This is a genomic window from Stenotrophomonas sp. YJH_SMC_138, assembly GCF_059369855.1.
The window spans coordinates 624,406-644,935 of record NZ_JCAFTB010000001.1; the positions used below are offsets into that span (position 1 = coordinate 624,406).

The following is a 20,530-nucleotide window of genomic DNA, read 5'->3' on the forward strand; positions in this document are numbered from 1 at the left end:
TCTCAGCGGTGGGCGTCCTCGACGCGCTCGCACATGGTCTTGATCGAACGGCGAAGCCACTGGTGCGCGGCATCGTTGTCCAGCCGCGGATGCCAGGCCTGCACGATGGCCGCGGTACGCACCGGGATCGGCAGCGGGAACAGGCGCAGCGGCAGGCGCATGCTGACGATCCGCTCCAGCATCACGCTTGGCATCTGCGGCAGGATCAGGTCTGATTCGGCCGCCGCGAAGATCGCACCGTGGAAGGTCGGGCTGATCAGCGCCACGCGGCGCTGCAGGCCGAGCGTGGCCAGGTCATCATCGATCGGCCCACGCGGCAGGCCACGGCGCGACACCGCGATGTGGTCGCACGCGGCAAAGCGCTCTGCACTGATCTCCTCGTCGAACAGTGGATGGTCCTCGCGCGCGGCGCCCATGAACGAGGTACTGAACAGGTTCTGCACCTTGGTATCGGGCGCATGCTTGCCGGCGGTGCTGATGTACAGGTCGATCCGGCCCTGCGCCATCGCATCATCGTCGGTATCGCCCTCGGGCACGAAGCGCAGCACCGCGCGCGGTGCCTGCTGGCGGAAGATCTCGCGCAGGCGACCGCCAAATCCACCGATGAAGACATCATTGGCGCGCACGCTGAAGGTTCGCTCGAGCACGCGCATGTCCACTTCACGACCAGCGTTGAAGACGCGGTGGGCCTGCTCGATCACATCGCGGACCTGCTCGCGCAGCTGCAGCGCGCGGGGCGTGGGCGCCAGACCGCGGCCGGCACGCACCAGCACCGGGTCACCCAGCGCAGTGCGGATCCGGCCCAGGGTGCGGCTCATCGCTGGCGCGCTCAGGTTCATCCGGCGCGCGGCGGCGGCCACGCTGCATTCGTCAATCAGCACGTCCAGTGCCAGCAACAGGTTCAGGTCCGGCAGGGGCATGACAGTCTCCAGTAAATCAGGTGACTCTACGGCACTTGCGACCACCGTGGATTGCGTTCGACGCATTCATTGACTGCCGCGCACGGCATGGGTGCGCGCGGTGACATCGGCGACCATCCCCGTCCTGCCAAGGAGACATCCATGTTCACTACCCTGCTGGTCGCCCTGGATGGTGGCCCCCAGCACGCACGCGTGCTGGACCTGGCCGCCGCCATCGCCGGCCCCCACAGCCGCCTGCACCTGCTGTGCGTGCTCGACCCCGAATTCGCGCTGGCGGCCGATGCCAGCGAAGCCGATCGCACCGAGTATCCGGAAGCCGCCCGCCAGCGCTCCCGCGCCGAGGCAGTATTGGCCGAAGCCCTGGCCGAACTGCGCGAGCGCGGCGTCGATGCCATCGCGCAGATCCCCTCCGGCGATCCCGGCGAAGTCATCAGCGAGCAGGCCCGGCGCCTGGAGTGCGACCTGATCGTGATCGGCCATCGCCACCTGTCCCGGCTGGAACGCCTGTTCGAACCCTCGATCGGGCAATGGACCATCGACCACGCGCCCTGTCCGGTGCTGGTGGAAACCCGCGACCCCCAACCCTAGCCACCATGGCCTCCCGTTCCCCGTTGTTTCCCACCCGGGTCAACTACCGCACCTTCGGTCGACAGTTCGGCCGGGGCGAACAGGCGCTGCTGGGCGCGATACGGCAGTTGCGCGACCCCGATCTGCAGGCCGATGGCCTTGCCCAGCTGAGCGGACTCGGGCTTGGCCAGGAGGGTTGCGACGCCTTCATCGGCCTGCTGCCGCTGCTGGCCACCCCCGCCGCTCCGATCGATCTGCTACCGGCCGGCTCTCCCTTCATTGCCGCCAGTGAACTGGACCTGCTGGTCTGCCTGCTGCGCATCGCGCAATGGCGGCATGCGCGGCCCCGCGAGGACGACTCGCTGGCACCGTTGCGCCAGCAGCTGGCGCGCTGTGCAATGGCCGTGCAGGCGGCAAACCTGCCGTTGCGGCAGCGCTCGTTGTCACCGGTCGGGCTGAGGCTGCTCGATCCGACCGGCTGGTTGCGGCAGCGATAAGCCGTCGCGCCCCCTGTGTGATCGCATGCAGAGAGCTGCTCAGCAGTCCATCGTTCCGTGCGTGCTGCCCTCGTCATCCAGCACGTGCGCATGCAGGATCACCTGGTTGCGGCCAGCCCGCTTGGCGGCATACAGGCCGGCATCGGCGTCTGCCAGCAACTGATCGGCACTGGCCAGAGCCGGCGGATGCAGGTAACCCACGCCGATGCTGATGCTGACCGATCCTTCCGGCAACGGCAGCGCTTCCACCGCCTGGCGCAGGCGCTCGGCCAGCGCCAGAACGCCCGACAGCGCGCTTCCGGGCACGATCACCGCAAATTCCTCGCCGCCATAACGTGCGACGCTGTCACCGGCGCGACCGGCGCTCGCCTTCAGTACCGCTGCCACGGCCTGCAGGCAGCGGTCGCCGGCGGGATGGCCGTGGCGGTCGTTGAAGGCCTTGAAATGATCGATATCCAACAGCAGCAGGCCCAGCTCGGTGCCACTGCGCCGTGCGCGATTCCACTCGGCCAGCAGCAGCGCGTCGAACTCGCGCCGGTTGGCCACGCCTGTCAGGCCATCCTGGCGCGCCAGCTGGTCCAGCGAGGCCTGCCGTTCCATCAGGTCCACCTGCAGCAGGATGCTGCGCAGGCCGAACCCCAGCGTCGCCACCACGAAACCGCTCACGGCCAGGGGCCGGGCATGGTCGACCACCAGGGTGCCCACCACCAGCAGCAGCAGCGGCAGGATCATCGGGCCCGCCGCCTGCACCGTGCGCGCCATCCGCGGATGCGGCGTCAGGACCCGCGCCGGTGCCTGGCTGAGTGCGAGCAGCGCCAGCAGCAGGAACGGCAGATCGATCAGCAGATCGGCATAGGCACCGAACGCATCACCGGAGGTGTAGTGGTTGATGTAATACGCCACCAACAGGTAGGTCGCCGCATACATCGCCAGCGCGCGGAAAAAGGTACGCCGCTCGGGAACGTCGCCGGCCAGCCAGCGCACCACCGCGAACACGGCGATGCACAGGTTCTGGATATCGAACATGCGTTGCATGTTGGACAACGCGTGGTCGTCGATGTCAACGCGGGCGGCGAACGACTGCGCGTGCACGAAGAACAGCACGCCCAGCAGCGCCGCCATGGCCGCATCGATCAGGCTGATGCTGACCCGTTCCCGGCGCGCCCTGGCCAGGATGAACACCAGGGGCACACCGTAGAGCACGTAAAGGAACAGGCTTGCGCGCGGGGTGAAATCGGCACGCCCGGCGCCCAGGGCGTCGATCATGTTGAACGCCATGCCGCCGGCCCACAGCAGCAGCGCCAATGCCGTGGCGCGCCACCCCAGTGCCGCGCGGTCGCGGCGGGCCCGCCACAGGCAGGCGGCCGCCGCCAGCAACGGGGCACCGGTCAGGAAAACGAAGGAGCCTACCCCGGCCGGACCAGGCCACAAGGCCAGCACCAGGCCATGGCACAGCACATACAGCAGCGCCAGCACTACCGGCATGCATCCCCCGATCCGCAAGGCCGTCTACGCGCACGATAGCGCGGGGCGGCGCCACGAGGGTGTGATCCATCGCTGAAAAAGGGGACGGAGGGGATTAAGTCGTTTGCGGCACAGCGGCAAATGCGACTTAATCCCCTCCGTCCCCTTTTTCCCGGGGGCTCAGCCCTGCAGGGCGCGGGCGTGGTGGGCGATGTGCTCGCCGATGAAGCTGCCAATGAAGTAGTAGCTGTGGTCGTAGCCGGGCTGCAGGCGCAGGGTCAGCGGATGGCCGGCAGCGGCGCAGGCCTCCTGCAGGCGCTGCGGCTGCAGCTGGGTCTGCAGGAACTCGTCCGCCTCGCCCTGGTCGACCAGCAACGGCAGGCGCTCGCTGGCCGCGGCAATCAATGCGCAGGCGTCCCATTGCGCCCAGTCGGCCGGGTTGTCGCCAAGGTAGGCGTGGAAGGCCTTCTGCCCCCACGGAACATGGCTGGGCGCGACGATCGGCGAGAACGCCGACACGCTGCGGTAGCGCCCCGGATTGCGCAGCGCGATCACCAGCGCACCGTGGCCGCCCATCGAGTGCCCGCTGATGGCGCGTGCGCCGGTCGCCGGGAACTCCGCTTCGATCAGCGCCGGCAATTCCTGCACTACATAGTCATGCATGCGGAAGTGCTTCGCCCACGGTGCACGGGTGGCGTTGAGGTAGAACCCTGCGCCCTTGCCCAGGTCGTAGCCTTCGGCATCGGCCACGTCATCACCGCGCGGGCTGGTATCAGGCGCGACAATGATCACGCCGTGTTCGGCCGCATAGCGCTGCGCGCCCGCCTTGGTGATGAAATTCTGCTCGGTGCAGGTCAGCCCGCTCAGCCAGTACAGCACCGGCAGCGTCTGCGTTTCCGCCTGCGGCGGCAGGTACACGGCGAACTGCATGTCGCAGCCCAGCGTGGTCGAATGATGGCGGTAGACGTCCTGCCAGCCGCCGAAACAGGCGCGGTGTTCAATGCGTTCCATGGTGCTCTCCTGCGCGGCGCGTCAGCGCACGCGTGCTTCTGGTAGATGCCGACCTTGGTCGGCTTATCCACGCCCGGCGTGGACGCCTTGGTTGATCAGTTCATCCAGCTGTGCCAGCAGGCGCAGCAACGATTCGACGCCAGGCTGGCCGTCCAGGTTGCGGTACGCCGCCACCGCCACGTCGCTGCGCGGTGGCCACTGGCCGTCGGCGCGGGCTTCGTGCAGGCGCGGCAGGAATACCTGTGCCAGCCAGTGCTCGAACGGCATTTCATCAATGCCGAAGGGCGAGTCCACCACGCGCGGAGGACCCACGCCGCCCTCGACCCACCCCAGCGCGCGCAGCGCCTGCTCGATCGGGTCGACCAGGGCCGCGCGTGGATCCTCCGCACGCGGCCTGCGCAGGGCGTCGAACCAGCCCACGCCGCGGCTCAGTAGTGGACCACCGAACGGATCGACTTGCCTTCATGCATCAGGTCGAAGGCGTCGTTGATCTTGTCCAGTTCCATGGTGTGGGTGACGAACGGGGCCAGTTCGATATCGCCCTTCATCGCATCCTCGACCATGCCCGGCAGCTGGCTGCGGCCCTTCACGCCACCGAAGGCGGTGCCCATCCACTTGCGGCCGGTCACCAGCTGGAACGGACGGGTGGAGATCTCCTGGCCCGAACCGGCCACGCCGATCACCACGCTCTGGCCCCAGCCACGGTGCGCGCATTCCAGCGCCGCGCGCATCACATTGACGTTGCCGATGCACTCGAAGCTGTGGTCCACGCCCCAGGTCGTCATCTCGACGATGACCTGCTGGATCGGCTTATCGAAATCCTTCGGGTTGATGCAGTCGGTGGCGCCGAATTCGCGCGCCAGTTCGAACTTGGACGGATTGGTGTCCACCGCGATGATGCGGCCAGCCTTGGCCTGGCGCGCACCCTGGATCACCGCCAGGCCGATGCCGCCGAGGCCGAACACCGCCACGCTGTCGCCTTCCTGCACCTTGGCGGTGTTGTGCACCGCGCCGATGCCGGTGGTGACGCCGCAGCCGAGCAGGCAGACGTGTTCCGGGTTTGCTTCCGGATTGATCTTCGCCAGCGACACTTCGGCCACCACGGTGTACTCGCTGAAGGTCGAGCAACCCATGTAGTGGTACAGCGGCTCACCGTTGTAGCTGAAGCGGCTGGTGCCATCGGGCATCACGCCCTTGCCCTGGGTCGCGCGCACGGCCACGCACAGGTTGGTCTTGCCGCTCTTGCAGAACAGGCACTCGCCGCACTCGGCGGTGTACAGCGGAATCACGTGGTCGCCCGGCTTGACGCTGGTCACGCCCTCGCCCACTTCAACCACGATGCCGGCGCCTTCATGGCCCAGCACCACCGGGAACAGGCCTTCCGGATCATCGCCGGACAGCGTGAACGCATCGGTGTGGCAGACACCGGTGTGGGTGATCTTCACCAGCACTTCGCCCTTCTTCGGCGGGGCGACGTCGATCTCGACGATCTGCAGCGGCTGGCCGGGACCAAAGGCGACGGCGGCACGGGACTTCATGGTGGACTCTCCAGAGACAGGCAATGACAGGATGGGCGGCGCCATGTTGCGCCGTCGTTTATTTCAGGTACGAACGGATCAACGCGCTCATGTCGCGCACGCGTTCGGCGCGTTGTTCGTCGGAGGCGGCGGGTTGCCCGAACTCCTCGCGCAGATGGGCCTCCATCACCTCGGACATCAGGCCGTTGACCGCGCCACGGATGGCGGCGATCTGCTGCAGCACCGGCCCGCAGTCGGCGCCAGCTTCCAGCGCGCGGTCCAGCGCATCGCACTGGCCACGGATGCGGCGCACGCGGGCCAGGACCTTCTTCTTCTCTTCGGGGGAGTGCGGCATGGCGAGGCCACCTCGGAACTATACTGGGGGATAGTATACACAGATGTTCTCAAGGTGACGGGAATGGCATCTCCCGCCTCCGCAGCGGCGCCCTTGAATTCATTAGGATCAATCATTTACAGAAACCCAGCTTCTACCATCAACACATGAGGCATGCTCTGGGAACTACAGAATCAGGAACAGGTAATGGGCGTTGGTATCCAGCTCGGGCGCATCACCGATGAGATCGGCAGCGGCGACTTTCTGTACGCGTTCTTCTCGACGATCACCGGCAATCTGGAACCGGATGGATGGGGAAGCCGTTTCCCTATCCTCATGAGGCAACTGTACGCCGGCTGACTGCAGCAATCAGATGCTGCCGACGCGCTGGCCGAACTGCATAGGGTCCGCCGCGAGCTGGCCGAGCTTCCGCCAGCCCGTGTCATCTGGTCGTTCGAGGATCGAACCCAGCGTCCACCGTGGGGAGACGATATCGCTGGCGACATCGACAGCCTGGCGACCTACTTCGTCACCTCACATGGGCGCGATCTGATCGCGCTTCTGGCTGAGGTATTTGAAGCACTTCAGGAAGGCGAAGACACGTCCGCCCGGATCGTCGACTACTGACGCCCTACGCTCAGTCAAACAGGCCCTGAGCCGCCAGCCGCGCCAGCTCATCCACCACATAGCGCACCTTCGGCCGCAGGTGCCGAGTCGGTGGCCACAGCGCATGGATGTCGATATGCCGTTGCATGTGCGCATCCAGCACCGAGTGCAGCGCGCCGGATTCCAGATGTCGGCGTACCAGTGAAATGGGCATCTGGCAGATGCCCAGTCCTGCGATGGCCGCATCGATCACTGCGTCACCATCGTTGAGCTGGTAGGCCGCGTTCGGGATGAACGTTCCCTCGGCGTCATCACTGCCAATCCGCCACGCCACCGGTTGCCCATGGCGGAAGCCGACGATGCTGCGATGCTGCGCCAGTTCCTCCACGGTCGCTGGCACGCCATGCGCCTGCAGGTACTCCGGCGATGCGCAGGTGACCAGGCGCTGGCGACCCAGCCGGCGCGCGACCAGGTGCTCGGCCTGGTGCAACCCGCCGAAGCGGATCAGCAGGTCGATGCCCTCTTCGACCGGATCGACGAAGTGATCGGTGAAGGTCATCGTCAGTTGCAGGTCCGGGTACTGCCGGCACAGGCGCAGCAGCACGGGCAGCACCACCAGCCGCCCGAACGAGGACGGCATGTCGATGCGCAGCCGTCCGCTGGGCAGGCCGGCCGACCCCAGGCAGGCTTCGGCGGCGGAGATTTCTTCCAGCGCCGCCGCACACGATGCGTAGTACGCCTCGCCATCGGTGGTCAGCGCGATGCGCCGCGTGGTGCGGTGGAACAGGCGCACGCCCAGCCGCGCTTCCAGCCGGGCGATGGCCTTGCCCACTGCCGAGCGCGAGATGCCCAGCGCGTCGGCAGCCTCGGTGAAGCTGCCTGAGCGGGCCGTGGTAACGAAGGTCACCAGGCCATTCAACGATTCCAGCGGCAGCATCTATCACGCTCCATTGGGGACAAATAGTCCCGCGCCCAGGGAGATCGAAGCGCTTTATGCGTCCGCATGTCAACTCCATCCTGTGTGCATCGCGCCGCTGGCGCCTTCCCCCACACCGAGATGACCGACATGATCGCCGCCCTGTTCCGCCCCTTCGATCTGGCAGGCACCGCCCTGCGCAACCGCATCGCGATGGCCCCGATGACCCGCGCCCGCAACCCCGGTGCGGTCGCCAACGAACTCACCGCGCAGTACTACCGGCAGCGCGCCAGCGCCGGCCTGATCATCAGTGAAGGCACCCCGGTCTCGCCGCAGGGCCAGGGCTACATCGACGTCCCGGGTATCTGGTCGGCCGAGCAGGTGGCCGGGTGGAAGCTCGTCACCGAGGCGGTGCATGCCGCACAGGGCACGATCTTCGCCCAGCTCTGGCACGTCGGCCGCATGTCGCATTCCTCGCTGCAGCCCGACGGTGGGCAACCGGTCAGCGCCGGTACCCGCCCGGTGGCCAGCGCACCGAAGAACACCTCGTTCGTGTACCTGGACGATGGCAGCCGCGGCCACGCCGATCCCACCCCGGCACGTGCACTGGAGACCGCAGAGATCCCCGGCATCGTCGACGACTTCGTGCGCGGCGCAGAGAACGCCATCGCCGCCGGATTCGACGGCATCGAACTGCATGCCGCCAACGGCTACCTGTTCGAACAGTTCCTCAATCCGGTCATCAACCAGCGCGAAGATCACTACGGCGGCTCGCTGCCCAACCGCGCGCGCTTGATCCTGGACACCGTCGATGCGATGGCCCAGCGCATCGGTGCGCAGCGCATCGGCGTGCGCCTGGCACCGAACAATCTCACCTTCGACATGCCGTTCTACCCCGACAACGAGGCCACCTATCTGTACCTGGCCGAGGAACTGGGCAAGCGCGGCCTGGCCTATGTGCATCTCAACGACAACCAGCAGGCGGGCCAGTCGGTGCTGGGCGAGGCCTTCCTGCAGCAGTTCAAGCAGGCCTACGGTGGCACCGTGATCCTGGCCGGCGGCATGACCCGCGAACGCGCCCTGCAGCTGGTCGAGGCCGGCACCATCGACCTTGCCGCGTTCGGCCAGCCGTTCATCGCCAACCCGGATCTGGTCGAACGCCTGCAGCGCAACATCGCGTTGGCCACGCCCGACCGCAGCACCTATTACGGGGGCGGCGAGGCGGGCTATCTCGATTACCCGGCCGCAGGCTGATCCCGCACGGGGCCCGCACGGGGTCGGATCCCCTTCCAACGGAAAGGGCTCTGACCCCTGTTCGGCGAACAAGGAGTCAGAGCCACGCTGCGCCCGGATCCGACCCCAGCCCTCAGGCGTCCTCGCGCACGTAGGCGAACGACTCGTCCAACCGCTCGAAGCCGATCACTTCAGCGACGATGGCCTGTGCCTCGTCTTCGCTGAAGTTCCCTTCTTCAATATCGTCAACGCGGGCGAACAGCCGCTGCAATGCCGCGTACTGGTCGCCGCGCAGGAAGGAATGGTGAGTCTGCAGCCAGCGCTGCAGATTCCCGGCCAGCTCGCCGTGCGACAGCAGTGTGTACGGCCGCTGGTAGTCGGCAACCGCTTCGACCATCTTGCGGAACACGAAATCCTGGTAGCTGGCGGCCAGCACGTCGGCACGGTCGTCGTCATGCCACACCATCACCACCGGCGGTTCGCTGAAACCGGGCGCGTTGCTCCAGAAACAGTAACTGTCACCCGCGCCGGTCCGCGCAAAGGGCAGCAACTGCAGGTCAGTGCGCAGGGGATTGTAATGATCCTCCGCGGTCAGCTCCTGCCACGCCTCGAGCAGTTCATCGTGTTCCAACGGCTCATAATCCTGGGCGTACAGCAGCACCGGCGGTTCTGCCTGCAGCGCCGGGAATACCACCTCGGACCATTCCGGATGGGGAGCACCCCAGCTCAACCGACCCGCTGCATGCAACTGCTTGAACAGGGGCGGGAAGGTCTGGCCGGTGGCCTGTTCTATGCCGGATAGCGCGCTCATGGATGTCCTTGTCGATCGAGACCGCCCAGCTTGCCCGAATCCGCGCAGGAGATGAACCGGCAGCACCACGCGGCAGGACTAGACTGCGACCACCGGATGCCGCCCATCGCTACCATGAACGCCACTGCCCACAGCTTCATCGTCAACATGGACGTGCCCGACCTGGCCGCCGCCGAAGACTTCTACATCCGGGCCTTCGGCCTGCGCATCGGCCGCCGTCTCGGCCCGGGCGCCGTGGAGCTGCTCGGTGGGCCAACGCCGCTCTACCTGCTGCACAACGACGCCGGCAGCGCCGCCACGGAAGACGGCGACGTGCGCGACTACGAGCGTCATTGGACGCCGCTGCACCTGGACTGGGTGGTGGATGACATTGAAGCCGCGCTGGCACGTGCAGTTGCGGCCGGGGCGACACTCGAGCAGTCCGTGCGCGAGCGTCGCTGAGGACGCATCGCCGTACTGGCCGATCCGTTCGGGCATGGCTTCTGCCTGATCCAGTTCAGTGGCGAAGGCTACGATGCGCTGGTTGAATGACCGGCGCGCCGTTCACCACGGCAACGGCACTGCTTCGCCGTTGGCGCGCTCGCCGTAGTACAGCGAAGGCAGCAGCCGCGACAGGAAACTGAACTCCGTATAGCAGTGCCTGAGCAGGCCCAGGCCGACCGCGTCGCCGGCATCGCGACGCGGATCGGCGCTGTCCAGGCCGAGCACGAAGCGGCTGCGCAGCACGCAGCCAAACGGCGTATCGCGCGCCACATGCAGCATCTGCCCATCGCAGGGATCGCCCTGTACATCCAGACGCACGTGATCACCGAAGCCGATGCGCGCGGCGATCACCGCCGATACATGGCCTGCATCCTGTGCCGCCTGCAGGCGTTCGGGCACCAGCAAGGTGCGCGGGTCATGGAACTTCAGGCGCGCCGCCACCGGCGGAATGTCAGCGAGCGATTCCACCGCATGGATGCTGGCGCCGTGGTAGCTGCGCCCGCGCTGCCAGGCCGCGTCCCAGCCGCGATGCTCGACATGATCGACCGGATGCCACCAGCGGATGTGCTGGGTGGTCTCGAAGAAGGTGAACCACCAGTCCAGCATGCGGCCCTTGCAGCCGTGCAGATCGGTGCGCACCGCCACCAGCATCGTGCCGTCTTCGCGGCGCTGGATGCCGGTTTCCAGATGCATCGGCGCCGGGTCCAGCAGATCGTGGTGGTCCAGCCAGGGGCGAGCGTTCACAGCGGTATCCATGGGGGTCTCCTACGGGTTGGGAGACTCGAAAATACGGAAACGCTTTACGTTTCGCAATTAACCGGATGCGGTAAGATGGGCGCAATGAACAGCACCACCCTGCCCGCGCCCACATCACCGACCCGCCGCCGTGGCCGCCCTGCGCGACCGGAAGCCGAAGTCCGCCACGCGGTGCTGCAGGCCACGCTGGAGCTGCTGCTGGCACAGGGTTACGAGGCCACCACCATTGAAGCGGTGGCGGCGCACGCCGGGGTGGCGAAGAAGACCGTCTACCGCCATGCCAGCAACCGCGAGGAGCTGGTCGGGTTGGCGGTGCGTGAGTGGACCGACGGCTTCGCGCCAAAGCTGCAGCGTGATGCGCGCAATGCCCAAGAGGTCGTGCCGTTGCTGCAGGACATCCTGCACGCGGTGTGCACGCAGGCGCTATCGGCGCAGGCGGTGCAGGTGTTCCGCCTGCTGGCCACCGATTTCCCCGGCAAGGACGCGCTGCTGCAGGCCTACCTCGACAACGGCATCGAACGCGGCCGTGCGCTGCTGGCCGACTGGCTGGCACGTCAGCAGCAGCGTGGACTGCTGCGCGAGGGAGATTCCGCATGCATGGCGCGGCTGATCCTGGCGATGGCCGTGGCCGAGCCGCTGCGCGAACGCGTGATCGGCGTGGTGGCCGAGGATGCGCCGGTGGAGATGCATCTGCGTGAGTGCGTGGCGTTGTTGGCGCCGGTGTTGCAAGGGCCGTAGCGTGGTGCCATCCACGCATGGCGTGGATCTACCGGCCGATGTCGATTCGTTGATCGGCAACGCCCTGCCCCGGTGGGTGCCGACCGTTGGTCGGCACCACGTCATCCATCGCAACTCACTCGCGCAACATATCCACGAACGCACGCAACGCGCCCGGCATCTGCCGCTGCTTCGGGTAGTACAGCGCGAAGCCGGCAAACGGCTCGCTCCAGTCTTCCAGCACCGCCACCATCTGCCCCGATTCGATGTACGGCCTTGCCGTGTCTTCCAGCACGTACGCCAGGCCGATGCCATCCAGAACGGCGCGCACGATCGTGCCCTGCTCGCACAGGGTCAACCGCCCGGGCACGTCGATCTCCAGCGCCTGCCCATCGCGCTCGAACTGCCACTTGTACAGGTGCCCACTGGCGAAGCGGAAGCGGATGCATTCGTGCGCGGCCAGGTCGCGCGGATGCTGCGGTGCCGGCCGACGCCGCAGGTAGTCCGGCGAGCCGACGATCAGCCCGCGCAGTGGCGGCCCCATCGGCACCGCCACCATGTCCTCCGGCACGAACTCATGCAGGCGCACGCCGGCGTCGTAGCCCTCGGCGACGATGTCGACCAGGCCGTCATTTTCGGTCAGCTCCACCCGCACGTCGGGATGGGCGTGCAGGAAGCGCGCCAGCCTCGGCCCCAACTGGGTCGGTACCGCCGCGCGGGTGGCGTTGATGCGCAGCAGGCCGGCCGGGGCTGCGCGGAAGTGGTTCATTTCTTCCAGTGCGTCGTGCACCTGCCCCAACGCCGGCTGCAGGCGCTCCAGCAGGCGCTGCCCGGCCTCGGTCAGGGCCACGCTGCGGGTGGTGCGATGGAACAGGCCCACCCCCAACCGTTCCTCCAGCGCGCGGATCGCGTAGCTCACCGCCGAGGTCGACAGCGCCAGCTCGGCGCCGGCACGGCGGAAGCTGCGGTGGCGGGCGACCGCGGCGAACGCGGCCAGGTGGGAGAGGTTGTCAGTGGCCACGATTGTGCAGTTTCACTTGATGAATCATGCCGATATCCGCGCTTCTTGCTGCTGGTTGCGGGGCGTATTGTAAAACGCCTTTCGATAAACCCTGCCAAGGATTCCCCATGTCCCTCGCCCGTGGTTACGCCGCCCATTCCCATACCGACCCGCTGGTCCCGTACGAGTTCGAACGCCGCGCGGTCGGCCCGGACGACGTGCGCATCGAGATCCTCTACAGCGGCATCTGCCATTCCGACCTGCACCAGGCCCGCGATGACTGGGGTGGCTCGATCTACCCGATGGTGCCGGGCCACGAGATCATCGGCCGGGTGACCGAAGTCGGCAGCAACGTCACCCGCTTCAAGGTTGGCGACCACGCCGGCGTCGGCTGCATGGTCGACTCGTGCCGCCACTGCGACGCCTGTGAGCACGATCTGGAGCAATATTGCGCCGAAGGCGCGACCTGGACCTACAACGGCCGTGAACGCGAAACCGGCGCGCCGACCTACGGCGGCTATTCCGACCACGTGGTGGTCGAGCAGCGCTTCGTGGTGAAGGTGTCCGACACCCTCGACCTGAAGGCGGCCGCCCCGCTGTTGTGCGCCGGCATCACCACCTGGTCGCCGCTGCGCCACTGGAAGGTCGGCCCGGGGCAGAAGGTGGGCGTGATCGGTCTCGGTGGCCTCGGCCACATGGGCGTGAAGTTCGCCAAGGCACTGGGCGCGCACGTCGTGATGATCACCACCACGCCGGAAAAGGGTGCCGATGCCAAGCGCCTGGGCGCCGATGAGGTACTGGTCTCGCGCGATGCCGCGCAGATGAAGGCGCACGCCGGCAGCTTCGACTTCCTGCTCAACACCATCCCGGTCGGCCATGACACCAACCCGTACATGGGCCTGCTCAAGCGCGAGGCCACCATGTGCCTGGTCGGCGTGCTGACCGAACTGGACCCGCCGCTGACCGGCGGCAGCGTGATCTTCGGCCGCAAGCACCTGACCGGCTCGGCAATCGGCGGCATGGCCGAAACCCAGGAAATGATGGACTTCTGTGCCGAGCACGGCATCGTCAGCGACGTCGAGATCATCGACATCAAGAACGTCAACGAAGCCTGGGAACGCATGGCGAAGAACGATGTGCGCTACCGCTTCGTGATCGACATGGCGACGATGCAGAACGCCGCCTGATCCAGGGCAGATGCGAAAAAGAAAAAACCCGGCAATGCCGGGGTTTTTCTTCTGGTAGTGCCGGCCGCTGGCCGGCAACCCCATACATCTGCCGGCCAGCGCCCGACACTACCGCAATCCACTCAGTACGCGAACTCGCGGAACACCGGATCGACGTCGCCGTGCCAGCGGCCATGGAACAGCGCCAGCTTGCGCTCGGCCGGGGTCAGGCCGGATTCGACGATCTCCTGCAGCACGTCCAGGAACTTGCTCTCGTCCTGGCCGTCGGCATTGCGCGCCGCACGGCGCCTGAGGCCTTCGACGGAAATCTTCACCGCTTCGCGGGCCAGGTCGCGCACCGTGCCATTGCGGAACGGCAGGTTCATCGCATGCTTCGGCACGCCGTCGCGCAGTGCATGGCGCTCGGCCAGGGTGAAATCGCGTACCAGGTCCCAGGCGGCATCCAGTGCGGTGTCGTCATACAACAGGCCCACCCAGAATGCCGGCAGCGCACACAGGCGGCTCCACGGGCCACCATCGGCACCGCGCATTTCCAGGTACTTCTTCAGGCGCACTTCCGGGAACGCGGTGGTCATGTGGTCCGACCAGTCGCGCAGCGTCGGCAGCGCACCCGGCAGCACCGGCAGCCTGGCCTGCATGAAATCGCGGAAGCTCTGCCCGCTGGCGTCGTGGTAGATGCCATCGCGGTAGGAGAAATACATCGGCACGTCGAGCAGGTAGTCGACATAGCGCTCGTAACCAAAACCATCCTCGAACACGAAGTCGAGCATGCCGGTGCGGTCGGCGTCGGTGTCGGTCCAGATGTGCGAGCGGTAGCTCAGGTAGCCGTTCGGCTTGCCTTCGGTGAACGGCGAATCGGCGAACAGCGCGGTGGCGATCGGCTGCAGCGCCAGCGACACGCGGAACTTCTTCACCATGTCCGCTTCGGTGGCGTAGTCCAGGTTCACCTGCACCGTGCAGGTGCGGGTCATCATGTCCAGGCCCAGCGAACCGACCTTGGGCATGTACGAGCGCATGATCTTGTAGCGCCCCTTCGGCATCCAGGGCATTTCATCGCGCTTCCACTTCGGCTGGAAGCCCATGCCGAGGAAACCCAGCTGCAGTTCGCCGGCCACCTGTGCCACTTCGTTGAGGTGGGTGCCGGTCTCCACGCAGGTCTGGTGGATGGTCTCCAGCGCCGCGCCGGACAGTTCCAGCTGTCCAGCCGGTTCCAGCGTCACCGAGGCACCGTCGCGCAGCAGCGCGATCGTGTTGCCGTTTTCCTGCACCGGCTCCCAGCCGAAGCGGACCAACCCGTTGAGCAACGCTTCGATGCCGCGCTCGCCCTCGAAGGTCGGCGGGCGCAGGTCGTCCAGGCGGAACCCGAATTTCTCGTGCTCGGTACCGATGCGCCACTGCGCGCGGGGCTTTTCGCCGGAGGCGATCACCTCCACCAGCTGCGAGCGGTCGGTAATGGGGGTATCGGCGACGTGGCTGGGGCTCGACAAGGGGAAGGCTCGCTGGACGGTGGCGGGGGATGTGGGGCTCGCGGCCTTCCATCGCAAGGGCGCACTATAGCGTGGCACCCCGTTGCGTCATGCGACGGTGACGGGTTTCAGCATCCTACCGACGCCCTCTTGACCCTCGTACACTCGGCGTCATGAACCGTCATTCGCGACACCCCGAACTGCACCGCTCCGAGCGCGTCGGCTGGTTGCGTGCCGCCGTGCTGGGGGCCAACGATGGCATCGTCTCGGTGGCCGGCCTGGTGGTCGGCGTGGCGGCCAGCGGCGCCTCCGCCACCACTATCCTTGCCACCGGCGTGGCCGGCACCGTGGCCGGCGCGATGTCGATGGCCGCCGGCGAGTATGTGTCGGTGCAGACCCAGGCCGACACCGAAGCGGCCGACCTGGCAATGGAAAAGCGCGAGCTGCGCGAAGACCCGCACAGCGAACTGGAGGAGCTGGCCGCGATCTACCGCCACCGCGGCCTGGAGCCTGCATTGGCCCGGCAGGTGGCCGAACAGCTTACCGCCCACGATGCACTGGGTGCCCACGCCCGCGATGAGCTGGGCATCACTGACACCCTGCGCGCGCGCCCGCTGCAGGCGGCGCTGGCCTCGGCCGGTGCGTTCACCTGCGGTGCGGCGCTGCCGGTGCTGACCGCCCTGCTCGCGCCGACCGACAAGGTTGCGTTGATGACCACGGCCAGCACCCTGCTCGGCCTGTGCCTGACCGGCGCGGTGGCGGCCCAGGCCGGGGGCGCACCGCCTGTACGCGGCGCGGTCCGGGTGATGTTCTGGGGCGCGCTGGCGATGGCTGCGGCGGCCGGCGTCGGTCGCCTGTTCGGTGCCCAGGTGTCATGACCGGCATGCTGCCAGCGGCCACTGCGTTGCTGGCCGAGATGGCCAGCCTGGCCGGCTGCGGGCGCGCCGAGGGCTATGCCTGCATCACCGCACGCCGCGAGCATGGCGCCAGCTCGGTGGAGGTTCCGCAACCGCAGTTCGCGATCCTGCTAGAAGGCCGCAAGCAGGTACGTACCGCACACCAGTCGCTGACGTTCGTTCCCGGCGACATCCTGCTGCTGACCCAGCGGTGCCGCATCGACGTGGTCAACACCCCCGATCCCTGCAGCGGCCGCTACCTCAGTGCCATCGTGCCGCTCTGCACCGAAGTGCTGGCGGCGGCGCGTACGCTCTGGAATGAAGAGCTTCCCGCCCCCGGCCAGGCGATGGCGCGACTGCCGTTGATCGACCATGGCGCGGTGCTGCGCCAGTGGCGGCAATCGCTGCAGGACGGCCGTTACAGCGACGCGCGGCTGGCCCTGGCCTCGCTGGTGCTGACCCTGTGCCGACAGGGCCACGGCAACCTGCTGCTGCCGCAGGCTCCAAGCCTGGGCGAACAGATCCGCGACCGCATCGCCGCCGAACCAGCACGCGACTGGCAATCACGCGATGTGGAAGAACAGTTCGCGCTGAGCGGCGCGACCCTGCGCCGTCGCCTGGCGGCCGAGGACACCAGCCTGCGCCAGCTGCTCACCGAGGCCCGGCTGGCACATGGCATGCAGCTGCTCTACACCACCGACCTGCCGTTGAAGACCGTGGCCGCACGCGCGGGCTACCGGTCTGCGGCCAGTTTCAGCAAGCGCTTCGCCGAGCAGTACGGGCTGGCTCCCACAGATATTTGAGGGGGTTCGGCAGGGCTGCGCCCTGCACCTGCCGAAGCAAGAGCAAGAGCAACAGCAATAGCGTGCATCCCGTGGGATGGCGGGGCACTGTGGGTTTGCGGGGACGCCGTAAACCCGTCCATGGGGGCTTGGTCGCCGCATCCATGCGGCTCACACCCCGCCAACCCACAGTGCCCCGCCTTCGACAGATTCCGGCGGCTGTTGGTAGGTGTCGACCTTGGTCGACACATCTGTCAGATATCGAAATCGATCTGGGGTCAGATCCGTTTTCCTGCGGAAAACGGATCTGACCCCGCGAGCTGACAGATCGCGGAAAACTGTCGAAGGCGGGGTGGGTCCGGTTGCGGGAGTGTCCGCGGCATGGATGCCGCGGCCAAGCCCCCATGGGTGAGGGCGCTTTGCTTGCGAAGCACTGCTTCGCAAGCGCCCGAACGCCCAGCCGCCAGCGACTGGGCCGGACCGCGGAGCGGGGTTTACGGCGTCTCCCGCAACCGGACCCACCCCGCCATCCCAGATAGCCCGCTGTCGCTGTTGCTGTTGCTTCGGCCGTTGCCGTTGCCTCTGCGGGTGCAGGGCGCAGCCCTGCAGCCCCCCCTTCCCTGAGCATTCCGCGCAGTGGTTTGAGCGCCGTGCACACGCCGGCCACGGCACGCTGGGCACAACGGAACCGCCCGTCATCCACCGAGAACCGCCATGATCCTGCGTCCCCTGCCGCTGCGCGGCGCCCTGCTGCTGGCCCTGTCGTCCCTGCCGCTGGCTGCACTGGCCGAAGCCACCTCGCCCGCTCCCACCCAGCAGGTGCCCGGCGTCTACCACCAGCGCGTTGGTGCGCTGCAGGTCACCGCCCTGTTCGACGGCGTGGTCGCGCTGGGCCGGCAGGAAGTGGTCAACGTGCCGCCGACACTGGTCAGCCGCCTGTTGGAAGGCCGCTACGTACCGGAAGACAAGAAGGGCCTGCAGACCGCGATCAACGCCTTCCTGGTGCGCCAGGGCAACCACCTGACCCTGGTCGATACCGGCACCGCGCAGTGCTTCGGCCCCGGCCTGGGCCAGGTGCTGGGCAACCTGCGCGCCTCCGGCGTGGACCCGGCCGAGGTGGACGAGGTGCTGCTGACTCACGCCCACCCGGACCATCTGTGCGGCGTGCTCGACGCGCAGGGCAAGCCGGCCTACCCGAATGCCACGGTGTGGCTGTCCAAGGCCGATGCCGATTACTGGCTCAGCCCGGCCAGCGAGGCCACGGCGCCGAAGGGCGTGCGCTTCGCCTTCCCGCTGGCACGCAACGCGGTCGCGCCCTACCAGGCCAGCGGCCACCTGCGCACGTTCAGCCCCGGCGATGCCCTGCCCGGTGGCGCGGTGGCGATGGACACCCACGGCCATACCCCCGGCCATGTCTCCTACCGGTTCGACAGCCAGGGCCAGTCACTGCTGGTGTGGGGTGATGTGCTGCACTTCCATGCGGTGCAGTTCGCGCACCCGGAAGCGGCATTCGAGGCCGATTCGGACCGCAAGGCGGCCATCGCCAGCCGTCGCGGGCTGCTGCAGCAGGCCACCGCCAACGGTTGGTGGGTGGCCGGTGCGCACCTGCCGTTCCCGGGCCTGGGCCATGTGCGTGGCGAGGGCCAGGCCTATGCGTGGGTGCCGGCGGAGTATTCGCCGTTGTGAGGGTGTGCCGACCAAGGTCGGCACCCACCCGATCGGGTAGCGCCCGGCTGCCAGCCGGGCGACCGTAAATGCCTTATTCCAGCCCCAGCCAGCCGCCGATCACGCCGCGGGCTTCGTCCACGCCGGTACGGTCTTCGCCGGAGAACACCTGCACGCTGACGCTGTCACCGTAAGCCGATTGCAGCTCCTTGCGCACCTTCTGCAGGGACTGCATCTGCTGGCTGCGGCTGAGCTTGTCGGCCTTGGTCAGCAACGCGTGCGCCGGCAGGCCACGCTGCACGGCATAGGACAGCATCTGCCGGTCGTAGTCCTTCAGGGGGTGGCGGATGTCCATCACCACCACCAGGCCCTTGAGGGCCTCGCGGGTGCGGAAATACTTGTCAATGAAGGCCTGCCAGTGCGCCTGCAGGTCCAGCGGCACCTTGGCGTAGCCGTAACCGGGCAGGTCGACCAGATGCGCTTCCGGGGTGACCTGGAAGAACACCAGCTGCTGGGTGCGGCCGGGGGTCTTGGAGACACGGGCCAGGGCGTTCTGGCGGGTCAGCGCGTTGAGCGCACTGGACTTGCCGGCGTTGGAGCGGCCGGCGAAGGCCACTTCAGCCCCTTCGTCGGGCGGCAGCTGCCGCACGTTGTGGGCCGAAAGGTGGTAACGGGCGCGTTCGATGAGCAATGACATGTGCCTAGGATCGCATGTTGCGGCGCCGCGCGCCCGTGTCGGCGGCCGCTGCGGCCATTTTGCTGCACTGCTGCGTTGACCGTGCGCGGAAACGGCGTTGATAATCCGGGCGATGCCGGCGGCCACCGTCCGGCCCGGTCCATACGGAGCTTCAGCATGCGCCACGCTCGCGTTCTTGCCGTATCCGCCCTTGCCACTGCTGTAGTCGTTGCCGCTGCTGCGTTCGCGCAGACCACGTTGACCCCGCTGCCCGACAACGGGCCGATCAATACCGCCTCGCTGGAGGTGGACTTCAGCAAGACCCACTGGGGCGATGCCAAGGCCGGCCAGACCAAGGCGACGGCCTGCGCGGCCTGCCATGGTGCCGACGGCAACTCCACGGTGGAGATGTACCCGTCCATTGCCGGCCAGAGCGAGCGCTACGTGGCCCAGCAGATGGCCCTGATCGCCAACGGCCAGCGCAGTTCCGGCGCGGCGGTGGCGATGGTGCCGTTCGTGCAGAACCTCACCCCGCAGGACATGCGCGATATCGGCGCCTACTTCGCCACGCAGAAGGCCAACGCCGGCATCGCCGATGACACGGCAGTGACCGATGGCCCCTACAAGGGCATGAAGTTCTACGAGATCGGCCAGCAGCTGTACCGCGGCGGCGATGCCAAGCGCGGCCTGCCGGCCTGCATGGCCTGCCACGGCCCCAGCGGTGCCGGCAATCCCGGCCCGGCCTATCCGCACCTCGGTGGGCAGCACGCCAGCTATGTCGCGCGCCGCCTGCAGGAGTACCAGGCCGGCCAGACCAACGAGACCGACAAGGCGCACTTCCAGATCATGGCCACGGTCGCGCAGAAGCTCAGCGAGCAGGAGGTGCAGGCGCTGTCGAGCTACCTGCAGGGCCTGCACAACAAGGCCGACGATGTGGCCGCTGCGGCCACGCCGACGCAACCGGCTGCCGCCCCCTGACCACCACTGGTCGGCCCGGGCCGCGACGCCGGCCCACGGCTGCGGTAT

The 20,530-nt window shown here is 67.4% G+C and carries 21 protein-coding genes and 2 pseudogenes; 11 read left to right on the forward strand and 12 right to left on the reverse strand.

What is annotated here, in order from left to right; genetic code table 11:
* Positions 1-2: 2 nt before the first annotated feature.
* Entirely contained in the window at positions 3-920 is a 918-nt protein-coding gene (locus AC5P7I_RS02675) for a LysR family transcriptional regulator (protein WP_014648381.1), read from the reverse strand.
* Positions 921-1,061: 141 nt separating this feature from the next.
* Here AC5P7I_RS02675 and AC5P7I_RS02680 point away from each other — a divergent pair, with 141 nt between their 5' ends.
* Together AC5P7I_RS02680 and AC5P7I_RS02685 are read left to right on the forward strand one after the other, a co-directional pair.
* Positions 1,062-1,508, forward strand: coding sequence for a universal stress protein (locus tag AC5P7I_RS02680; protein ID WP_046432504.1), 447 nt, complete (start codon positions 1,062-1,064; stop codon positions 1,506-1,508).
* A 5-nt stretch (positions 1,509-1,513) separates the two neighbouring features.
* Entirely contained in the window at positions 1,514-1,984 is a 471-nt protein-coding gene (locus AC5P7I_RS02685; protein WP_164077730.1) for a hypothetical protein, read from the forward strand.
* A gap of 39 nt (positions 1,985-2,023) precedes the next feature.
* Here the strand turns inward: AC5P7I_RS02685 and AC5P7I_RS02690 are convergent, their stop codons facing one another.
* From AC5P7I_RS02690 to frmR, 5 genes are all read right to left on the reverse strand, one after another.
* Positions 2,024-3,469 carry a GGDEF domain-containing protein gene (locus AC5P7I_RS02690; protein ID WP_049408786.1) on the reverse strand — a complete coding sequence of 482 codons (1,446 nt, stop codon included), beginning with the start codon at positions 3,467-3,469 and terminating at the stop codon, positions 2,024-2,026.
* 159 nt (positions 3,470-3,628) lie between these two features.
* On the reverse strand, positions 3,629-4,459 hold the full coding sequence (gene fghA, locus AC5P7I_RS02695; RefSeq protein WP_262088137.1) for an S-formylglutathione hydrolase: 831 nt from the start codon (positions 4,457-4,459) through the stop codon (positions 3,629-3,631).
* A gap of 63 nt (positions 4,460-4,522) precedes the next feature.
* Complete coding sequence (locus AC5P7I_RS02700) at positions 4,523-4,879, reverse strand: YqcC family protein (RefSeq protein WP_049440658.1); 357 nt, start codon at positions 4,877-4,879, stop codon at positions 4,523-4,525.
* Positions 4,880-4,887: 8 nt separating this feature from the next.
* The gene (locus tag AC5P7I_RS02705) at positions 4,888-5,997 is read right to left on the reverse strand and encodes an S-(hydroxymethyl)glutathione dehydrogenase/class III alcohol dehydrogenase (protein WP_049440659.1); all 1,110 of its coding nucleotides are present in this window, start codon (positions 5,995-5,997) and stop codon (positions 4,888-4,890) included.
* Between the two features lie 58 nt (positions 5,998-6,055).
* Positions 6,056-6,331 carry a formaldehyde-responsive transcriptional repressor FrmR gene (gene frmR, locus AC5P7I_RS02710; RefSeq protein ID WP_005411009.1) on the reverse strand — a complete coding sequence of 92 codons (276 nt, stop codon included), beginning with the start codon at positions 6,329-6,331 and terminating at the stop codon, positions 6,056-6,058.
* 186 nt (positions 6,332-6,517) lie between these two features.
* On the opposite strand from frmR, the pseudogene AC5P7I_RS02715 reads away from it, so the two are divergent.
* Positions 6,518-6,937: pseudogene (locus tag AC5P7I_RS02715) on the forward strand (Imm70 family immunity protein).
* 10 nt (positions 6,938-6,947) lie between these two features.
* On the opposite strand, the gene AC5P7I_RS02720 reads toward AC5P7I_RS02715, so the two are convergent.
* Positions 6,948-7,853: a LysR family transcriptional regulator gene (locus AC5P7I_RS02720; RefSeq protein ID WP_049408783.1), complete on the reverse strand. Its 906-nt coding sequence runs from the start codon at positions 7,851-7,853 to the stop codon at positions 6,948-6,950.
* Between the two features lie 129 nt (positions 7,854-7,982).
* Between AC5P7I_RS02720 and AC5P7I_RS02725 the strand changes: the two genes are divergently transcribed.
* The gene (locus AC5P7I_RS02725; RefSeq protein WP_049408792.1) at positions 7,983-9,086 is read left to right on the forward strand and encodes an alkene reductase; all 1,104 of its coding nucleotides are present in this window, start codon (positions 7,983-7,985) and stop codon (positions 9,084-9,086) included.
* Between the two features lie 112 nt (positions 9,087-9,198).
* Here AC5P7I_RS02725 and AC5P7I_RS02730 read toward each other — a convergent pair whose 3' ends face one another.
* Positions 9,199-9,876: an SMI1/KNR4 family protein gene (locus AC5P7I_RS02730; protein ID WP_075076355.1), complete on the reverse strand. Its 678-nt coding sequence runs from the start codon at positions 9,874-9,876 to the stop codon at positions 9,199-9,201.
* 114 nt (positions 9,877-9,990) lie between these two features.
* Between AC5P7I_RS02730 and AC5P7I_RS02735 the strand changes: the two are divergent.
* A pseudogene (locus AC5P7I_RS02735) lies at positions 9,991-10,407 on the forward strand (VOC family protein).
* 12 nt (positions 10,408-10,419) lie between these two features.
* On the opposite strand, the gene AC5P7I_RS02740 reads toward AC5P7I_RS02735, so the two are convergent.
* Positions 10,420-11,115, reverse strand: coding sequence for a DAPG hydrolase family protein (locus AC5P7I_RS02740; protein WP_262088138.1), 696 nt, complete (start codon positions 11,113-11,115; stop codon positions 10,420-10,422).
* A 75-nt stretch (positions 11,116-11,190) separates the two neighbouring features.
* Here AC5P7I_RS02740 and AC5P7I_RS02745 point away from each other — a divergent pair, with 75 nt between their 5' ends.
* Positions 11,191-11,853, forward strand: a complete 663-nt coding sequence (locus tag AC5P7I_RS02745; protein ID WP_046432486.1) for a TetR/AcrR family transcriptional regulator — start codon at positions 11,191-11,193, stop codon at positions 11,851-11,853.
* A gap of 115 nt (positions 11,854-11,968) precedes the next feature.
* On the opposite strand, the gene AC5P7I_RS02750 is transcribed toward AC5P7I_RS02745, so the two are convergent.
* Positions 11,969-12,853: a LysR family transcriptional regulator gene (locus AC5P7I_RS02750; RefSeq protein ID WP_014648394.1), complete on the reverse strand. Its 885-nt coding sequence runs from the start codon at positions 12,851-12,853 to the stop codon at positions 11,969-11,971.
* Between the two features lie 107 nt (positions 12,854-12,960).
* On the opposite strand from AC5P7I_RS02750, the gene AC5P7I_RS02755 reads away from it, so the two are divergent.
* The gene (locus AC5P7I_RS02755; protein WP_014648395.1) at positions 12,961-14,019 is read left to right on the forward strand and encodes an NAD(P)-dependent alcohol dehydrogenase; all 1,059 of its coding nucleotides are present in this window, start codon (positions 12,961-12,963) and stop codon (positions 14,017-14,019) included.
* A 122-nt stretch (positions 14,020-14,141) separates the two neighbouring features.
* On the opposite strand, the gene AC5P7I_RS02760 is transcribed toward AC5P7I_RS02755, so the two are convergent.
* Entirely contained in the window at positions 14,142-15,506 is a 1,365-nt protein-coding gene (locus tag AC5P7I_RS02760; protein ID WP_014648396.1) for a glutamate--cysteine ligase, read from the reverse strand.
* Positions 15,507-15,658: 152 nt separating this feature from the next.
* Between AC5P7I_RS02760 and AC5P7I_RS02765 the strand changes: the two genes are divergently transcribed.
* The 3 genes from AC5P7I_RS02765 to AC5P7I_RS02775 all read left to right on the forward strand — a co-directional run bounded on the left by AC5P7I_RS02765 (position 15,659) and on the right by AC5P7I_RS02775 (position 18,849).
* Positions 15,659-16,363 (forward strand): VIT1/CCC1 transporter family protein, encoded by a 705-nt coding sequence (locus AC5P7I_RS02765; protein ID WP_014648397.1) that lies wholly within the window; start codon positions 15,659-15,661, stop codon positions 16,361-16,363.
* The gene (locus AC5P7I_RS02770) at positions 16,360-17,184 is read left to right on the forward strand and encodes a helix-turn-helix transcriptional regulator (RefSeq protein ID WP_069117884.1); all 825 of its coding nucleotides are present in this window, start codon (positions 16,360-16,362) and stop codon (positions 17,182-17,184) included. Before AC5P7I_RS02765 ends, AC5P7I_RS02770 begins: the two co-directional genes overlap by 4 nt.
* A 693-nt stretch (positions 17,185-17,877) precedes the next feature.
* Complete coding sequence (locus AC5P7I_RS02775) at positions 17,878-18,849, forward strand: MBL fold metallo-hydrolase (RefSeq protein WP_014648399.1); 972 nt, start codon at positions 17,878-17,880, stop codon at positions 18,847-18,849.
* Positions 18,850-18,922: 73 nt separating this feature from the next.
* Here AC5P7I_RS02775 and yihA read toward each other — a convergent pair whose 3' ends face one another.
* Positions 18,923-19,525: a ribosome biogenesis GTP-binding protein YihA/YsxC gene (gene yihA / locus AC5P7I_RS02780; RefSeq protein WP_005411022.1), complete on the reverse strand. Its 603-nt coding sequence runs from the start codon at positions 19,523-19,525 to the stop codon at positions 18,923-18,925.
* A 156-nt stretch (positions 19,526-19,681) separates the two neighbouring features.
* Between yihA and AC5P7I_RS02785 the strand changes: the two genes are divergently transcribed.
* The gene (locus AC5P7I_RS02785; RefSeq protein WP_014648400.1) at positions 19,682-20,482 is read left to right on the forward strand and encodes a c-type cytochrome; all 801 of its coding nucleotides are present in this window, start codon (positions 19,682-19,684) and stop codon (positions 20,480-20,482) included.
* The last annotated feature ends 48 nt before the right edge of the window (positions 20,483-20,530 follow it).

What these genes read in the sequence shown, in the direction of transcription:
- AC5P7I_RS02680 (WP_046432504.1), top strand. Translation starts at nt 1,062, where the DNA reads ATGTTCACTACCCTGCTGGTCGCCCTGGATGGTGGCCCCCAGCACGCA.
- AC5P7I_RS02725 (WP_049408792.1), top strand. Translation starts at nt 7,983, where the DNA reads ATGATCGCCGCCCTGTTCCGCCCCTTCGATCTGGCAGGCACCGCCCTG.
- AC5P7I_RS02785 (WP_014648400.1), top strand. Translation starts at nt 19,682, where the DNA reads ATGCGCCACGCTCGCGTTCTTGCCGTATCCGCCCTTGCCACTGCTGTA.
- AC5P7I_RS02775 (WP_014648399.1), top strand. Translation starts at nt 17,878, where the DNA reads ATGATCCTGCGTCCCCTGCCGCTGCGCGGCGCCCTGCTGCTGGCCCTG.
- yihA (WP_005411022.1), bottom strand. Translation starts at nt 19,525, where the DNA reads ATGTCATTGCTCATCGAACGCGCCCGTTACCACCTTTCGGCCCACAAC.
- AC5P7I_RS02690 (WP_049408786.1), bottom strand. Translation starts at nt 3,469, where the DNA reads ATGCCGGTAGTGCTGGCGCTGCTGTATGTGCTGTGCCATGGCCTGGTG.
- fghA (WP_262088137.1), bottom strand. Translation starts at nt 4,459, where the DNA reads ATGGAACGCATTGAACACCGCGCCTGTTTCGGCGGCTGGCAGGACGTC.
- AC5P7I_RS02705 (WP_049440659.1), bottom strand. Translation starts at nt 5,997, where the DNA reads ATGAAGTCCCGTGCCGCCGTCGCCTTTGGTCCCGGCCAGCCGCTGCAG.
- AC5P7I_RS02770 (WP_069117884.1), top strand. Translation starts at nt 16,360, where the DNA reads ATGACCGGCATGCTGCCAGCGGCCACTGCGTTGCTGGCCGAGATGGCC.
- AC5P7I_RS02765 (WP_014648397.1), top strand. Translation starts at nt 15,659, where the DNA reads ATGAACCGTCATTCGCGACACCCCGAACTGCACCGCTCCGAGCGCGTC.
- AC5P7I_RS02730 (WP_075076355.1), bottom strand. Translation starts at nt 9,876, where the DNA reads ATGAGCGCGCTATCCGGCATAGAACAGGCCACCGGCCAGACCTTCCCG.
- AC5P7I_RS02720 (WP_049408783.1), bottom strand. Translation starts at nt 7,853, where the DNA reads ATGCTGCCGCTGGAATCGTTGAATGGCCTGGTGACCTTCGTTACCACG.
- frmR (WP_005411009.1), bottom strand. Translation starts at nt 6,331, where the DNA reads ATGCCGCACTCCCCCGAAGAGAAGAAGAAGGTCCTGGCCCGCGTGCGC.
- AC5P7I_RS02755 (WP_014648395.1), top strand. Translation starts at nt 12,961, where the DNA reads ATGTCCCTCGCCCGTGGTTACGCCGCCCATTCCCATACCGACCCGCTG.
- AC5P7I_RS02745 (WP_046432486.1), top strand. Translation starts at nt 11,191, where the DNA reads ATGGGCGCAATGAACAGCACCACCCTGCCCGCGCCCACATCACCGACC.
- AC5P7I_RS02685 (WP_164077730.1), top strand. Translation starts at nt 1,514, where the DNA reads ATGGCCTCCCGTTCCCCGTTGTTTCCCACCCGGGTCAACTACCGCACC.
- AC5P7I_RS02675 (WP_014648381.1), bottom strand. Translation starts at nt 920, where the DNA reads ATGCCCCTGCCGGACCTGAACCTGTTGCTGGCACTGGACGTGCTGATT.
- AC5P7I_RS02740 (WP_262088138.1), bottom strand. Translation starts at nt 11,115, where the DNA reads ATGGATACCGCTGTGAACGCTCGCCCCTGGCTGGACCACCACGATCTG.